At 36.0% G+C, this 19,002-nt stretch carries 5 protein-coding genes; all 5 read left to right on the forward strand.

Features of this window, described 5'->3' with window-relative positions:
- Positions 1–1,048 precede the first annotated feature (1,048 nt).
- A complete protein-coding gene (locus C4S54_RS00005; protein WP_103867713.1) occupies positions 1,049–4,138 on the forward strand; it encodes a hypothetical protein in 3,090 nt (1,029 codons plus the stop codon).
- 29 nt (positions 4,139–4,167) lie between these two features.
- The gene (locus C4S54_RS00010; protein WP_103867714.1) at positions 4,168–7,284 is read left to right on the forward strand and encodes a hypothetical protein; all 3,117 of its coding nucleotides are present in this window, start codon (positions 4,168–4,170) and stop codon (positions 7,282–7,284) included.
- A gap of 29 nt (positions 7,285–7,313) precedes the next feature.
- On the forward strand, positions 7,314–9,536 hold the full coding sequence (locus tag C4S54_RS00015; protein ID WP_103867715.1) for a hypothetical protein: 2,223 nt from the start codon (positions 7,314–7,316) through the stop codon (positions 9,534–9,536).
- The gene (locus tag C4S54_RS00020) at positions 9,533–10,381 is read left to right on the forward strand and encodes a GNAT family N-acetyltransferase (RefSeq protein ID WP_103867716.1); all 849 of its coding nucleotides are present in this window, start codon (positions 9,533–9,535) and stop codon (positions 10,379–10,381) included. Before C4S54_RS00015 ends, C4S54_RS00020 begins: the two co-directional genes overlap by 4 nt.
- Positions 10,382–11,184: 803 nt before the next feature.
- On the forward strand, positions 11,185–18,969 hold the full coding sequence (locus C4S54_RS00025) for a hypothetical protein (protein ID WP_146059952.1): 7,785 nt from the start codon (positions 11,185–11,187) through the stop codon (positions 18,967–18,969).
- Positions 18,970–19,002: the final 33 nt, after the last annotated feature.

The raw sequence follows: 19,002 nt of genomic DNA on the forward strand, positions 1-19,002 counted from the left end.
AGCTTTTATCGCAGGCATTTGGGCATATACGGCGATTATCCGTCCGCAGCCACCATTTTAACGGGTGGCCCGAGTCTTGAAATCGGCCTATATGCCCAGTTGACCTTCATGAGGGGTGGCTGGCCTCGCAAAAAGTTGCTATAAGGACAAAATAGTAAAAATCAGAGGTGGCTGGGAGCTTTCCAAAACGCTATATGCCCAAACCATTATTCTTCACAATCATATGGACTGAATGGAACATAGAAAATTTGGATTGTCAAAGTGAATTGGGTATATAGTCATATTTTTTAAGTTAACACATCCATCGACAGAATTTTCAGGAAGTGAAACTGGGCATATATGAGAAAAAATAGATTTACACATCCATTGAATCAGTGATATGAGACAATCAATCATCTATAAAATGGTGCGTGAACTTCAAAAAGGCCGTATATACCCAAAACCACAAGTCAAAATCCTTGTCGACTGGTGTTGTAAGTTCAAAAATCAGGCTATATTTCCAAAATGGAATCTTCGCTCTCTTCATTGGAAGCCGCAGGAATATAGTCACACATATCCTTGAAAGTAGCCACCCCTACTGTTCTCGGAATTGGATCCTGAGGCACCTTAACCAAGCCACACCGAAGGTGCTTGCCATTGACGGGTTCTGAGGAAAACGCTACAATGCTGATTCCGACGGTGCGAGAAAATCTACTGTTCCCATCATCCTCACCGTCGGCTCGCAGACCAAGGCGTTTTACTCAGGTCCAGTCAATGGTGGCGTACGGAGCCAAGCATTGAAGACAGCGGATATATCTGGAGATCCAAGATTCTTTAAAATCCCATCATAAATTGCATCGTCAAAAACAAATAAAATGCGTGCCATGATTTCTATCTACTCGTATAAACAGTATAGAACTGATTGATTGGCGCAGACGAAATTTTATTTTAGGCATGTTTAATAATACGTTATTAAATATTTAATAATTCGTTGATAAACTGTATATGTATAACTTTGAATACTGTCTTATTGTGCGCTTTTTTAAGGTAAGCAAAGGAGTAAAAGATTATGCCTATAGATGGAATGGAACTTCAAAAAGAGAAAAAGCCTTTTGAGATAAAGGTTACACAGGATGCTGAAGACGTCTCCGGAAATCTTGATGTGAAAGAAAAAATAGGAAATCCTTATGATCTTCAAAAGAAGAAAAGGCCATCCACTGATGATGATATTGTCCATGAAAAGAAATGGGTTAGCGATTCCTTAAAGAAAATGGAAGAGGAAGATGAAAAGCGCAAAAAAGAAGAAAAGGCGCGGAGAGAAAGATCAAAAAATCTTCAGGAGCAGGATGAAAAAGAGAGATTAAAGCTCTTTGTAGAAGATGCTATCGATATTTCAAAAGATCGTCTTGAGGTTAAAGTTCCACTTAAGACAGTTCTTGATTTTAGCTATGGGAAAAAGTTTACTGACAGGATTGATAAATCTAAGCGTCAAAAAGCCCAGAATAATAAAAACTCCCGCCTGTATCACAAGCTTGTTACAGCCAAGGCGCTTGAAGATAAATTAAGCGATATATATGAAACACAGTTTGCAAGATGCAACGAAATGGCAAAAGAAGTCAAAGGAAACATTGATTCTTTTGACTTTAGTGACCTGTGCAGTTTTATGGGCAAAGATAAGTTTAAAAATATAGATCTCTTAAAGCTTTTTCTAGGCGGCAGAGATGAAAATGATAATCCTCAGACTGATGAATTTCACGCAAGGCTTGCCCTTGTTGAGATGGCTAACCAGATACTTGGATTTAACTTTGATGGCATAGCTTTAAATACAGATAATGACATAGTAGCAAGTGCAGACAAGCTTGAAACAATGTCTGTGCAGGTTGCTGCATTTGAAAGAATATCTGCAAAGTATAAGCTTTTCGAAAACATTGACCCTGCTAAAGTATCAGCAATAGAAAGTAAGCTCGCATCTCTTAGGCCGCTACTTACATACTATTCCATACGTAAGCAGATAATCGGAAATAAAGAGTATAAAAACCACTATAACGATGAGCTTTCAATGGATATTAGCGGAGCCAAGACAAAAGAGCAGAAGGAACTTGCAAAGCTTCTTATGAGTTCTTATGTTGTTGGAAAAAACATGTTTATTGCAAGCAAAAATACAAAACAAGCAGAAAAAATGAAGAATCTGCAGTTTAAGAATACATCAGCAAATGAGGCATATAACCAGATCGTAAATGAGTTTGCTTTAAATAATCAAAAGAATTATTCAAAAGAGCTTAAGGATAATTATACTTCAACAGAAAGCCTTGGAGCACTGGCACTTCAGATGAAACAGGCGGGAATAAATGAAGAAGTAAAAATAGATGCTCCTATTGAGAATAATGTTCAGGCCAGGGCACATAGCCAGAAGATGAATGCGTATAGCTATATCGAAGCGCCACTTAGGTCGATGCTTACTTCAGATGAGCTTATTCCTCTTAAGGGCACCAGAGAAATGGCTACTCTGAAAAAAAATATAGCTGCAATTTCAGCATTTGCAAGCAATACGATGCCTCCTATAAAGCTTGATGCCCAAGGCAATATAGATGGAGAAAATGAGAAGAAGGTTCAAGGCGAAATTGATGCTGTATGTACAACTATGGTCATGCTCTATTCGAAACTTACAGACAGCATAGATAAATTCATAAAAAAATATGGCAGTGCCTATACAGAACTTAGTGAGATGCTTACTGAGTTATCTAAAAGTGTTGCTGAAGAAAGAGAGTCTTTTAGGCAAAAGACTATCGAATACAGAGAAGTTGTGAGCATTGATCAACAGTTATCAAAAAAGCCAATAACTGTTTTAGATACTATCAGGTACAACCGAGGAGCTTTCTATGACCTTGACAATGATAAAAATCTGACAGTAGAGGTTGGAGGAGCAGTATCTTCTATTGTTTATAAGATAACAAGGAAGGTTCCAAAGACAAAAGAGAATCCTGAAGGCAAAGAAATAGTTTATTTCAGGGAGAAGGATGAGGTTCCAAGCGAAAATAATATAAAACTTGTTGATTCAGCGCTGGCTGGCTTTGAGTTAAGTGAAAAACTTAAAGAAACGCTTGAAGATGCGTTAGATAATATTTCAAATAATTTAAATAAAATCAAGACATTATTTGGCAAACTAAATGAGTACAAAGCTAATAAAGAAATGACAATAGAAGAAAAGATCGAAAAACTGAAATATTATATTAAAGACATGACTGACAAAAAACTGAATATTTCTGAAAATGAGTATGAAGCGGTATGGAATGCAGTACTTAAATATCAGCATTTGATGACATCGCGTGAAATAGCAAGTCAGATGGATGAATCACCCAAAATAAAATGCGGGAAAAATCTCTCTGACAGAAATGTAGCTACAAGCCGCCTTGCAACACTATTAGGTATGCAGGCCATGATCTGTGATTCACGAACAGCTACCATCCGTATGAATGGAAAGCTTGTTAAGGGCAACTTAATGGATAATACAGGAGGTAGTAGCACAAGTACGAAAAATGTAGCATATTCACCGGAAGCCATAGCCCAAATATTCCAAATGCAGGTATTTGATTTTATCTGCGGCCAGACAGACAGACACTTTGGAAATTTCCACGGAGTAATAGAAAACGGTAAATTCACTCAGATCAGGTGCCTTGATAATGACCTGGCTTTTGGAAGACTTAAAGCTGCTGATATAGATGGAAAATACTTTAATCGAATTAAGCCAGTTGATTCAATTGCAATTTCAGGACTTTCAGCATCATTTATCAATAAGATAATGGCGATGGACAGACCATATATGGAGCAGATTCTTGGCGATATTATTGATGCTGAAGAGATGGACGCTCTGATGGACAGGCTTAATTGCGTTAAGAACCATATTGTTAATTATGCTGAAAATCATAAAGCAGTAGCCGAGTGGGATAGCGAGAAAAAATTGTTTTCATTCAAAGGAGCAACAAAGGATGATCAGCTAAGACAAATACTTGCTGTCAAAGCATATGTGAATCGTGCAGATCAAAATTATCAAATGCTTGAAAATATATGCTGCTTCTTTAGAGAAAATATTGAATTTACTGATCTTGATAGCATGGAAAAGAAGCGTAGAAGAGAACTTCAAAATGCAGGCAATAAATAATTACTTTTCGTAAAAAAGGAGATCGCTATATGCCCAACAAAGATATGCAGCATTTAAACAAAGAAAATAGTTTAAAGAAAGGCAAATATAAAGAGGCAGAGGATGTAGCAGGTAAGCTTGATATAAAGTCGATGCTTCTTAATGATGCTGAGCCTATGAACATAAATGGGCAGGACGCTTTAAATGATCAAAATGCTGATAAACAGTGGGTTGGCGATTCTTTAAAGAAAATGGAAGAGGAAGACGAAAAGCGCCGTAAAGAAAAAGCGCTTAAGGCCCAAAAGGAGAAAGAACAAAAAGAGAGGTCAAAGCAGCTTAGAGACCAGGACGAAAACCAAAGACTTGACCTTTACGCGGAAGACTTAATTGATCTTAAAAACAGCCAGATTGGTGTTTCCATTCCGAAAAATACTGTTCTGCAGATCAGTCATGGAAAACAGTTCTTAGAAAGGCTTACTGCGGCAAAAAGGGCTCAGAAGCAGAAAAATAAAAAGTCCCGCTTATATAACAAACTCCGCAATGTAGAGGAATTGGAAAAGCAGCTTTCGGATGTCTATGACAGCCAGTATGCGACACGCCTTGAAATGGCAAAAGAAATAAAGGGCAACATAAGCGCTTCTGACTTTAATGATATCTGTAACTTTATGACAAGCACCGACAAAAGTAAGAATATTGACCTTCTGAAATTATTTATGGCAGGCAGAGATGATAATGGGAATCCTCAGGTGGATGAATATCATGCAAAGCTTGCTCTTGTAGAGGCTGCAAATCAGATCCTTGGAATAAAACTTGATGGAATCAGACTGGATTCAGACAAAGATATTGTAGAAAATACTGTAAAGCTTGAGAAATATTCGATGCTGGTTGCTTCTTTTGACAGGCTTACATCTAAATACAAATTCTTTGAAAACTTAGGAAATGAGAAGAAACAAGCAATCGAGTCCAAGTTGTCGTTACTCAGGCCCGTGCTTACTTACTATACACTCAGAAAAGAAATAATCGGAAATAAAGAGTACAAGAATCATTATGATGATGAACTTTCTATGGACTACAGCAAGGCAACTACCGAGGAGCAAAAGGAACTTGCAGGGCTTCTGATGAGTTCCTATGTTGTAGGAAAAAATATGCTGTCACTTACCGGTAAAAAATCATCCGGTATGAAGTCGCTTCACTTTAAGGATTACAACACAACACAAGTTTATGCAAAGATCGTCGAAGACTTTGCGCCGGAAAATGAAAAGGTATATAGGGAAAAACTTCAGGACAATTACTCGCCAACTGACAGCCTTGCAGACATTTCTCTAAAATTGCATAGCGAAGGCTTGAATGTTGAAGTCCAAATAGATGAGTCTATGGTGGATGAGGAACAGATCATAGCACACAACAAAAAGATGAATGAGAGCGAGTATTTATCAAAACCTCTTAGCACAATGCTTTCATCAGATGAGCTTATTCCTCTTAAGAGCACCAGAGAAATGGCAGCACTCAGAAAGAGTATCGAAGCTCTTTCTGCATTTTCATCCAATTCTTTTCCTCCTGTAAAGCTTGATGGGGAAGGAAAACTCGATGAAAAAAATGAAAAGCTGGTTAAGGATGAAATTGATGCAGTCTGCACGTCAATGATCATGCTATACAACAGAGTTACGGACAGCATTAACAATTTCATAAAAAAATATGGCAGTGGGTATACGGAACTTACCGAAATGCTTACAGAGCTTTCTAAACAGGTAAGCAGTGATAGTGAAACATTCAGGCAAAAGACAATTGAATACAGAGAAATAGTAACTAGGGATCCGGAACTTGTGAAAAAACCTATTACAATACTTGATACTATCAGGTACAACAGAGGAGTTTTCTATGATCTTGATAATGACAAGACTTTGACAGTAAGTATTGAGGGAGCAGCGGCATCCACTGTATATAAGATTACCAGAAATGTAGCCAAGACCAAGGATAATCCTGATGGCAAGGAAGTGGTGTATTTCAGAAAAAAAGACAATGTACCGCCTGAAAATAATCAGGAACTGGTAGAGGATGTTCTTTCAAGATATGAGATCAGTGAAGAAGTAAAAAGTAAGCTAAGAGAAGGGTTTAACAGCATACTTGGCAATGCAGAAATTGGCAAAATGTTCTTTATGAGACTGAAAAGCATTAAAAACACTCCAAAGGAATATTTTTCCGATGCAGTTGTAGTAGCCACCGGAGCATTTATTGCGGCAACGAGTATTGATATTGCAATTCCTAATCAGGAAAAAGAAGAAGCCTGGAGATTATTTGTAGATTTTACAAATGCGGTTACCAAGAGAAAAATGGCAACAATGAAGGGGTCACCTTATATTGATTGTGGGAAAAATCTTTCTGACCGAAACGTGGCAACAAGCCGCCTTGCAACACTTTTGGGAATCAGTTCCATTGTCTGTGAATCAAGAACTGCCACTATTCGTATGAATGGAAAACTTGTAACGGGAAATCTTATGGAGAATTCTGGAGGAATATCTACGCTGAATGGCAAAAAGCCAGCAACCTACTCGGATAAGGCTATTGAACAGATATTCCAGATGCAGGTGTTTGATTTTATCTGCGGACAGACGGACAGACATTTTGGAAACTTCCATGGGATATTAGAGAATGGGCAATTCACGCAGATAAAGTGTATTGATAACGACATGTCTTTTGGAAAGCTTAAAGCCAAGGATATAGACGGATTCATATATAACCGCTCAATACCTATAAGCGATAATGGAATCAGTGGACTGTCGGCGGAGTTTATAAATAAGATCATGGCACTTGATAAACCATATCTGGAACAGGTTCTTGGAGATATTTTGGATGAAAAAGAGATTGCGGCTCTCATGGATAGGCTTAACTGTGTCAAATCTCATATTCTTAAAACTGCAGGTAAGAATAGTGATATTAAATGGGATAAAAAGAAAAAGAAAATTGTCTTTACCGGCTCTATGAAAGATGACAAGCTTAGGCGCTTAAAGGCAATCAAAGCATACCAAAAATATATTAACCAAAATAAAAAACAAAAATTAGAGCTGGAGCATATTAGTAAATTTTACGGTCCCCATATCAAACTAACAAACATCGATAAGATGATAAGTGACAGAGAGGCAGAACTGAAAAACGCAGCTAACAAGTAATTCTTTTTCATGGATCAGGAGGCGAAGATATGCCAAATAGTGATAACCAGCAGCTAAACAAAGAAAAAGGAAAGGCAGTCCATAAGTATAAAGAAGCGGAGGATGCAGTAAATAAGCTTGATATTAAGTCAATGCTTCTTAATACGGGTGATAATGGTCAGATAAATAAAAAAAATGCTGACAAGAAGTGGGCCAGCAAATCCGTAAAAGACTTGGAAGAAGCGCCTGAAGGAGGCATACAGGTGGAAGTTCCTGCCCAGTCTGTATTAAACGAAAATCATAGCGGAAAGTTTAGTGGCAGATTAAATAACAGGAAATCACTGGGGGAACCATCGGTAAACAGAAAAAAATTAAAAGAAGACTTGAAAAAGTCCAAAGTGCTGGATCATGAAAATTTAGATAATGCGCCAAATGAAATTATTATCCAAAATGGGCCGCAACAGGCAGAAGTGCCGGTCAATGTAGAAGAGGTAAAGGATAATCAGCCCATTGAGAATGAAATTCAGGAAGAAGCGCAAATGGAGCGCTTTAAAGACATAAGTTTTGATAATGAGGCGATAAATACTCTTCTTACATCAGATGAACTTGTTCCGCTTAAAGGAACAAGAGAGCTTGCTGATGTAAGAAGGAGCATAGAGGCTATCCAGGCAGTTTATACCAACGAACTGCCACCTATTAAACTTGATAAAAAGGGAAAGCTTGACACTGAATATGAAAAGAAGGCGCAGGAAGAAATGGATGGCCTGTGCATAATGGTCACTATGCTCTATAAGCGCCTTATAGACAGCACCAATAATGTTCTTGCAAAGCATGGCGCAGACTATAAGGATGCCTGCCAGATACTTAAGGTCCTTTCAGGGTATACCCAGAAAGAAAGCGAGAGCTTTAGGGAAAAACTGCTTGAGTACAGAAAACTGGCCATTTCAGATAAGACTCTTGCAGGAAAGAAAACAACAATTCGCGACATAGTCAGCTTTAACAGGGGCGAGTTCTATGACCTTGATAATGACGAAAATATTACTTACAGCATAAAGGGCGCTGCAGCTTCAACTATCTACATGATAAGCAAAAAGGTTCCAAAAACAAAGGCTAATCCTAAAGGAGTAGAAATTGTGTATTTCAGGGAAAAAGACTTTGTTCCGGCAAAAGACAACATAAAAATGCTCTCGGATGTATTTGCAAAACATGAACTTACTGAACAAACGAGAACGAAGTTAAAAGAAATACTCTCAGAAGTTCTTGATAAGAGAAATCAGCGAGTGGATATTTCCGATGCAATCTCTAAATATAGGGATAAAGGACTAAAAGCTGATAAATTTGCAAAGGCAATGGAAAAGGAAATAAAAAAGGCAACCGGGAAATCAATTAAATTTGATGCCGGAGAATATGAAGCAGTTAAGCTGGCGCTAATTGATTACTCAGGTGCATATGCTAAGCGAAATATGGCAAATAAACTTAATAATTCTGCCAAGATAGGATTTGAAAGGAATCTTTCTGACAGAAATGTGGCCACCAGCCGTCTTGCTACACTTTTGGGAATACAGTCAATGATATGTGACTCGAGAACGGCCACAATAAGACTAAATGGAAAGGTTTTACAGGGAAATCTCATGGAGGATGCAGGTGGAAAGTGCACACTTATTGATTCACCGGGTTACTCTATGAAGGCAATTTCTCAGTTGTTTGAACTACAGATATTTGACTATATCTGTGGTCAGACTGACAGACACTTTGGGAATTTTAACGGAATAGTTAAAAATGGAAGAATAGACCAGATACGATGCTTTGATAATGATATGGCATTTGGAAATCTAAGGCAAAAGGATTTAAAAGGAAAATTCTATAACAGGATAATTCCTGTTAGAAAGGAAGGTATTTTAGGACTGCCGACTTCCTTTATCAATAGGCTGATGGCTCTTGACAGGCCTTATTTTGAGCAGGTTCTTGGAGACATTTTAAATAAAGAAGAGCTGGATGCCATGGAGGAGAGGCTTAACTATGTTAAGCAAAAGGTATTACAGTTGGCAAAAAAAGATAAAAATGTTAAATGGGATGATAAGAAAAAGCAGATTTCTTTTTCTAACGAACTGGCAAATGAAGAATTAAGACAGCTGTACTCCATTAGATATTTTGCTGATCTTGCAGCGAATAAGGGCTTGGGAATCGAGAAGGTAAGTAAATTTTCACCTGTCGCTATTTTTAGAAGTGACATAGACGATATGATCAGGAATAGAAAAAGGAGAATTCAATGAGAGGGACACTGATAAACGAATCCAATATTAAATTCTTTGAAAATGCTCTTGATGCTGAGACCAGAAAAAGAAGCGACATTCTCATAGGTGTTATTGATGAAGAATCTGGAAATGCCTGTGGCATCCTTGCAGCAGAAGCGGTTGGTGATCACGTTTTGGATATCAGGTATATTTTCGTTGATGAGAATTTCAGAGAAAAGGGCGCAGGAAAAGAACTGGTCTATACCTTTATTGAAGCAGCAAAAAGAATGCAGGCAAGTGGCATTACCTGTGTGCATTCAAGAGGAAACATCAGTGATGGTATATCAGAGCTATTGGAATCCTGTGGCTTTTATCCTGATGAAGAACTGAGCAGCTTTATATATGGAGCCATGCTAAGTGAAATACAGATAGATGAGATCAAGGAAAAAGCGCTGAAATTCAGCGTAAAATCCCTGAAAAATATAAGTGATAAAAAGTGGAATGATAGCAGGATCATGTGGGATCACGATGGCGGATCATCTCATGGTATGGCAGGTCTTTCCTACAAAAAAGATACCTATGACCAGGAACTTAGTTTTATGGCGTTTGATGATAACGGGGACATAAAAGGAATGATCCTGGGAAAAATATCAGAGGCCGGCTTTGAAATCCTTACCCTTTCAGCCATAGGGGCACAAAAATCTTATATTCTTTATGCGCTGCTCAAAAATGCAATTGATGCTTCACGTAAAAAGCTTGATGAACAAACATATGTCATTGTGAGCGGTGCTTCAAAATCATCTATGGAAGTGCTTGATCATATATCAGGGGGCGCTTATATAACCCTCGGCAAGACAATTTATTATTACTACGATATTGGATAATATCGGATGATATCTGTAATGGAGATAAAAGTACTTTTGGAATAAGGAGAGATAGCATGAATTACGATGAAATGTTAAAAACTACCCAAAAGAAGGCCCAGGTTATCAACACAAAATCTGATGAAAAAAAGAAGCTTAATCTGGCTAACCCGGATGAAAAGAACAAGCTAAAGCCACAAAAGGCAGCCGATAAAGAATTTATCTCCAAGCAGACTGCCGCCCAAAATGAATTTAAGAAAAAATACATGTCCAGGAGGACAGGCTTTGATATTATAGATGGTCCTGAAATTGAAGAATCATCTTTTGTTCCTGTGAATGAATCAGTTGAACTCAGGGCTTTTGATAAGACCTTTAAAAACCGTATAAAAAAAGATGCCAAGCAGTGGGTATCAAAATGGAACGATATATGCCAGATCAATGATCTTAATAAAAATGGTTATGGCTTTAAGATAGCCAGCAAAAATGTAAATTACAAAACCTACTCAATGATGGTAGGCCTTAATAACTGGGCCAATGCACAGAAGTTAAAAGAGCAGTGCGCATCAGTTCTTAAAGGAAATAAGTTCTATCAAAAGAACAAGAAGATAATTGATGCTCTTGCTCCAAGTCCTAAGATGGATATCAAGGCTGTCAAGGAAAGTGAGGACTCATCAAATAATCCACTTGTTCTTGATCTTGAGTATAAAAAGTTTACTGCTGGTTCTGTAGAAGCGGTACGAAAGTATTATGAACAGTTTAATAACAATGATGAAAAAACTCAGGCTGAGCTTCTAAAAACAGTCGCAGAAGAAAGTCTTATCTCTATGGATTATATAAACGATAAGGCTTTAAGCCCTGATGCAATGCCCCAGAAAATAATGGAAAGCAAGCTTCTTAGGGACAGGTTAGAGGCTATTCATCTGTATTCAGCGACAAGCGGGAATACAATAAATGAAGAGTTTTCTGAGCATATAAAATTAGCAAGGCAGCTCTTTATGGCTCTTGATGCAGATATGAGGACGTGCTTTGTGAAAAATGGAATGGATTTTGCTGAGAATGGTTCATTCCTTCTTGAAATGAACAAACAGGGAGTTCAGATTAAAAGTACCTATAAAACTCTTAGCACGGCATACCACAATCTTGCCAAAAACCATAAGGAAAAGGGACATTGCGCGGAACTTATAATAAAGTCACTTGCCGGGTACGATACCAGAAAGAAAAATAGTGAATCAAGTGATTTCTTTGATATTTTTAATAAAGAGCTGGAAGAAAAAATTGAAGCTCACGGAAATAGTGGTGACGATGAACTTGGAATCGGGCAGGCTGTTTTAAATATGCAAGCTAACAATGAAGAGAAGTACCAGGCTAACAAAGCCATGCTTGATCCGATGATAGAAGATGCCAAAAAAGTGGCGACTTCTATTGATAGTCTTAGGCATCAAATTGAGTACATGGAAAAGATAACAAGTGGGGCTGGGGTTCCTGATGACTCCAGTGCTCTTTCTATGCGCATTCAGATAAATGAGAACTTAAAGAAGTCATTAAATACAAGTATAGAACAGAAAAAGAGACAGGTGATGGAGCTTTTGGGAAGAGCTAATGGCTTCATGAATGCTATGAGCAATATATACACTGACTCTGAACTTAGTCCGGAAGGACAGGATATCATTGAAAAATATAGAAGCAATCCGGATACATATGTAGATAATTCACAGACTGCAAATCTTCTAAGAAAGATTGGAGGATTGTCAGTCCCAACAAAATTTAACAATACTTCAGAATTAAAAAATACTCTTATAAGTAAATTATGCGCAGCAAAGAAGGCAAGCCAGAAAAAGGAATTAACCGAAGAAGAAAAGGCAAAGATAAGTACATGGATGAATTCTACTGCAGGTAGTTTATGTCTTATTGACCTTGATATTAATGGCGTTGATGTTAGTAAGCTAAGCGATAAGGAATTATACGAAAAGATACATGAGTATGCTCCTCTTTTAGGAGATTTGAAAAAAAATAAGTTTAAAAAGCTTATTAAAAGAACCAAAAAAGAAGAGGATGTGATTAAATCCATATTTGATAAGGTAACTGAAATCAGTGTAGAGTTTCAGAAGCTTTTTGCTGATAATTTTGGAGCTATGGGCACTCTTAAGGAAGAAACATCCACTGCCAAAGCTTTTAGGGATAAAATCGAAAAGCTTATAGAACTTAGGAACAAGTATGATTCTGTTCAAAAGATATTATACTCAGAAGTCGACGATATAGATTACACTACTAAAAAGCCAATAAAAAAGACTCTTATTGAGACGCTTAATTATAAACTTGGGCCTGCTCAAATGGAAAATTTTGAGAAAATCCATGCCATATGTCAACAAGAGTTTAAGACCGCAGAAAATGTTGTTTTTGAGTTTAAACTGGGTGAATTAGTCAAAAAGCTTGATATGGGCGTTAGCATTAAAAAGATTGTTACGGATAAAGTTTTTGGGGAGCATCCTGACCTATATAAAGCTATTGATTTATTTCAAAAATCGAAATCTAATGCAACCGAGGATGATCTTATTATTTGTGTCAAGACTCTCTATGCGAAACATAAGGAATATACTGATAAGGCCATAAAAAATCTTTGGAAGCAATTTGATAAAAATGAGGTAGTTGCTCAGCAAAAGCCTATATACAACGAAAATATAGATTTCTTTGTAAAAAAACTAAGAGAATATGCTGAAGATGGATACAACGAAGAAGAGGATGCTAAAATCCAACAGGAAGTTACATTGGAACTAGTAAAAGAAGCGACAGAAAGAAGAGAGAAAGAATTTCTTGATGAACTAAAAAAACAAAATATTGGTAATCGGCTAAATAATGAAAAAATAGACATTGATGATGAATATGCAGGAACCTTGGATAAAGAACTTGAAAAAGAAGTGGATTACCTGCTTGATATTGGAAACAGTGATGTAAAGATTTCTCTTGAAAGTAAACTTTCTGATATAGCAAAGGGTAACAGTCTCATTAATAATATCGATAAGAGAATTCTTTGTATCGATGAAAAGTACCTTACAGATGAGGAAAAAGTGGCAAGAGAGAACTTTATGCTATTACTAAATAACATTGTTGAAGGTGCAAAACTACTAAATATTGAATTCATGGATGAAAACGGAAAAGACGCTGTAGAAATACCATTATTACGAAAGCACGCAAGGAAGCTTGCCAGAATAAAAAATTACAAAGAAAGAGAAAGTGCAAAAGAAGGATTAAAGAATAAGCTTTTAAATGGAGATAAAGATTTTGATGGTCTTAGCGCCGGAACAAAGTTAAGACTTCTTTTGATGTGCGACAAAAATATTTCCGGTAAAAAAGTTGTATATGTTAAAAAAGATAAAGAATTTTCTGGTAAAGCTAACAACTATGCTGGTATGGAAGCTAAATATCAAAATTTCGATAATGATCAGATAAAGGATATATTAAGAAATTATGAAAAATTGTCGTTTAGTCCAATTGTAAGATGGCGAGACGAGAAAGAAGCATTCGAGGAGCAGAAAAACAGAGAGGCTATTGAAAAGTATAAGAACGCAGTTTCTGTACCTGATGTATTAAAAGAAACTGTTGATAAACTGCTTGGTGTGGGCGACAAGCTGGAAAAGCTTGGCGTGTATGAAAATAGTATACTTAATAGTCCAAAAGCAATAATTGAGTCTTATATGAAACGGCATGATTTTGATAAGAGAATTCTGTATCTGGATGATGATCTTTTATCAGATAAAGAACGTAAAGATAAAAACGATTATGTCAATGAAATATCTAAGATAACTAAAGCATTTGAAAAAGTATATGGTAAAGACGGCACATATGCAGATGATAAGGGCGATTACGATCTGGCCGTTATTATGGATATGGCTAAAAAATTCGCTGTAGCAAGTGATGATCCTGAAGATTCTGAAAAAGATACCAGTGATCTTATTTCTGAATTTGATAACTTGATGTCTCCAAGGAGCGAGATAAATAACGCAACGCGTTTCAGATTACAACTCTTATATTATAGCAAATATGGTATGGGAGCATCTGGTGAATTAGATGATAATAAGCATATTTATGATACGTTAATGAATAATTTAAAGTTCATGGGAAAGGGAGAAATAGATTATACCGATTATAGGTACAAAGATTACAATGTTAGGATCAGGAAAAATGAGCTTAAGTTGGCTGAATTAAAAAATAAAGGAACTATTTCTGCAGATCTTCAAAGAAAATTGGATGCAGATTCTATTTCAAATATTGCTCTCACAAGAAATCTTGACTCTATAAGAGATCTTTTTAATGATCCGGGAGACCAATATCTGAATGATATGGGATTAGTCACCAGAAATTTTATAGAGGATTTCTTTAAGGGAATGGATAAGTATCAGGAAGATGCAGTGGTCCTGGATACTTCTATTAGTGATGAAGAAATAAAGGAACTTAAGTATATCATTGATAGCACCGGATATGACAGAATGTATGATCTTCGTAAACAGATGAATATATTAAGTCAAGATATTGATTCTAAATTCAAGTCATATTCTGATGGATTTAGAATAAGACTTGCAGGAATTATCAATAGCTATATAGCATTGGCAAATAATAGCGATGAACTGAAAGAGAGTGTCGCCAGAAAGAAAGGCCGTTTAGAGAATCCTGGAGGATATGATGAGAGTTTAGGAGAGCTGTTTGTTGATGAGGATAAAGCTTGGGAGGAGCATGTTAAAGCCGTAGAGAAAGAAGAAGCTTTAGAGAAAGAAGCTTTAAAGAAAGAAGCTTTAGCGAAAGAAGAAGCTTTAAAGAATAGAACATTAGACGAAGTGATCAACGAATACATGGCCCCCTATTTGAAAGATTTAACGGGACAATTTGCTAAGCTGGCTGAAAAAGAAGAACAAAAGAATAAGGACGCCATTCTTCGGGCTGAAGTAAAGAAAAATGTGAGAAATGAAGAACTAAATAATCATGGGGAACTAAGTAAAAATGAAGTAAAGGAACTAGAGAAAAAAAGTAAAAGAGCTGAGAATTTGTTCAATATATTAAATTCCAGATATAAGATGCGAGATGGTCTAAAACATATTCTCCTTGTTGATGATCTTAAAGATATGTTTAGGGCATTTGATACAAAGCTTTTATTCATTGATCCTAAATACTTGGATGGACATGAGAAAGCTCTTATTTCGATGTTCTTTAAAATTAAAAAGAGAATGATTTCTTATAATAAATCGTTTAAAAACAATGAACAATTAATGCCTATGTCTATGATAAAAGGAGAAGAGACGCTTCTTTCTACAATAATAGATTCTTTTTCTATTCTTGGGACTGAAAATCAAAATGTAAATTTAAGCCTTAAGAATAATCTTTTGAATGAAATAGAAAAAAAAGATGGCATGTTTGAACTATGCTCAGATGGCTTTAAGCTAAGGCTAAAGATGCTTCTCAATAGTGGATTTGATGCTCCTAGTGTAAAAAATGAAGGTTTTAGTTCTGATGGAGAAAGAAATATTGCAAAATATTATGAAGGCCTTAAAGAGCTGGGGTTTGATGATGAAGAATTGAGTATCTTAGAGCAAGAAAAGAATACTCATATGCGGAATCGTGAGAAATATACAAACGAACGAATAGATCAAATAATGGATTTGGAAAAATTCGAAGAAATAGATCAGAAGGTAGATGAGGTATTAAAAGATAAAGAAGAAGCGATAGAAAAAGAAATTGATAAGAAATTAGAAGAACTGAATTTGTCTGAAGACCAGATACACGAATATAAGAACCAATTCATAGCAGCAATAAAAGAAGAAGTAAACAACAAGGTTGAGAAAGAGCTTAAAGATGGAATTAATGAAGAATCTGCTAAGAAACATGGAAAATACATATCCAAGGATGAATTTGATTCTGAAAAGTATAATGAAAAAGATGAGCTCGAAGAAGAGGTGGAGGAAGAACTTAATAATCTTAATAAGAGAGCAAAAGACGATTTTGATACTGCAAGACATAGAATGAAACTTGATGATGTTGATACTGATGTTGAACTTGCTGTTGATACTGTTATTAAACAAAAACTGAGTGAACTGGGGCCACAGTATGATGTCATCGAGGAATATGTAAATAAAGATATGGAAAGCAGCTTTATTTCTGCTAAATCAGAAGTATCATTTGAAGAGCAAGAGGAGTCAGATTCTGATCAGCTCAAAGAGGATAGTCTCAATAAATCTTCAGTAGAACAGCTTAAAGAAAGCAGTAATGTCAATGAGGATTTTGATGATGAGGATTATGAGGATTATGATGATGCTCTAGGAGAAGAGGAGTTTTATGCGCAGTATGCTAATGAAGTAAAGAATAATGAGCAAGAAATCAATGAAAAATCTAAAGAAAAAATAAGTTTTAATATTAACGAAGAAAAAAGAAACTGGCAAGACACTGATGAAGACTTTGAGAAAGCTTTAAATGACAACAAATCTGAGAAACTTTTGAAAGAACAAGAGTTGCAAGAGCAGATAGCTAAGGAGAAAGAAGAGGAAGAACGTAAGAAGAAAGAAGAACAACTTCGTAAGGAGAAAGAAGAGGAAGATCGTAAGAAGGAAGAGGAAGAACGACTTCGTAAGGAGAAAGAAGAGGAAGATCGTAAGAAAGAGGAAGAACGACTTCGTAAGGAAAAAGAAGAGGAAGAACTGCGCCTTAAGAAAGAAAAGGAGGAGCTGGAAAAGTATGAATTGGCAAAGAAAAAATATCTAGATTCATTAAAAGCGCAGAAAGCCAGTAGAAGAAAAGAAATTAAAAAGATATTGGAGTCTGGGCTTGATAATGAGCTGGATAAAATGGAAGAAAATATGGGTGGTAAGACTGAAGAAGAAATACAGAAAGAAATTGATAACCTGACTGATGAAAAGTATAAATATGGTATAAAAAAAGGCAACTACAATTTTGGAGATATTTCTTCTTCTATGTTTAAGATATTCGTCACAAATGAATACGGTAAATTTGAGTTTGTGAAGAACGAGATAGACGATAAAGATGAAGAAATTGACCGAAAAGTATTACTCAGGTTTGCACTACACACACTAGGCAAGAAGGCGCTCAACCATGAATATTGGCAATATGTAGAAATGCTTCCGGAAACAGATTACAGGAATATATTTTATAAAAAGCTTTTGGAAGCCTTACCAGAGGACTCTTATCAACTTGGTGATGCACAAATGCTATATTTTGATAAGCTTTTTGAACATATTGATGATTATTCAAGTCCAAGGCAACTTAGAGATAGAATGTATGAACTTGAGAAGGAATTTCCACAATTCTATGAAGAAGGTAAGCTTAAGCGTGGTGCGTTCGAATATTATTATGATCTTATGGATGCATGGAAAAAAGCTGAAAGTGCTGCATTAAATTCTGAACCTATTCAGAAACAGAAATACGACAAATTATATAAAGAGTTACATGATCATAAGAAGATGAAAATTAAACTTACAGAGGATGTCTATAAGGATAAGTATCAAAAAAAATGTTATATACAAAATGGCGATACTTTCGAACCTCAATTTTATAAAAATAGCTGCTATGCTACATGTTCTGCATATTTGCTAAATAAGTTCTTTATACAAAATCCAGATTTGATAGATAGTGGAAGATTAGATAAATATCGCTGTAAGAATAGTAAGTTTGGAAAGGATGAAAAGGGTGTTTATGTAAATCAGGAGGATTTTAAGTATGGAAAATTAAAAATTAATGATATTGCAAAGGATGCATTAGATAACAAAGGCCCATTTGATGCGGATACAAATTCAGGAATTCAATATGCTTATAAGAACTTTTTGGAAGAATCAAATACTCAAAATGACAGTGAGCGTGACATATATAGTATCTCTGATAAGTTTATTAATATGTCTAAGAATGTATGCGTAAACTGCATAGAATTTGAGCCATTTTCGGATTTCTATACCGAAGCTCTGAAAAAGGAGACAGAGAAGGATAATCTACCTTTCAACAACAGTGCTTTAGATTCTAGTATCGACAAATATAAGGTTAATAGTAAAAAAAGAAAGCACTTTACTCCTTATATGAGAGATATTAAAGAAAATTATTTTCAAACAGTTGTTGGAAAGATAGAAGAGCTTATGGAAGAAAGGCCAGATACGCCAATTGCTCTTTTGACTGCTGATTATGGACAGGCGGGGCATTACGTTGTAGTAAAGGGAACTACTACAGATGGCAGACTAATCGTTATGAATCCAATGCACAAAAAGGATAACGAGGGTGATACTTCAGAATTGATACCTGATATGCTAATGGATGTGGACAAATTTTTTGGCTATTCGGGGGACAAACCTGGATTTACTCTTACGTGGCTGGAGAAATTTGACTCAAAAAAAGCACAAGAGGTTGAAAAGAAATGTGATATGAAGGGAGCCTCTTATAACGAAAAAGGAGAACTTGTTAACTCTACGGCAGCTGAAAAATCTAATTTGAGTGATAAGGCTTCATGGCTTGCACATAGGAATGGTGTTTCTTTTGAGGTTAATAAAAAGTTAAATGGAAAAAATGGAGATTTGTTCAACCATCATATTTACGTTCCAAAGACCTATGATCCATCTGTGAAGTAAAGATGAAAAAGTTATCATAAAAGTGTATACTTA

This window comes from Butyrivibrio sp. Su6 (assembly GCF_900108105.1).
Taxonomy (GTDB): domain Bacteria; phylum Bacillota; class Clostridia; order Lachnospirales; family Lachnospiraceae; genus Butyrivibrio.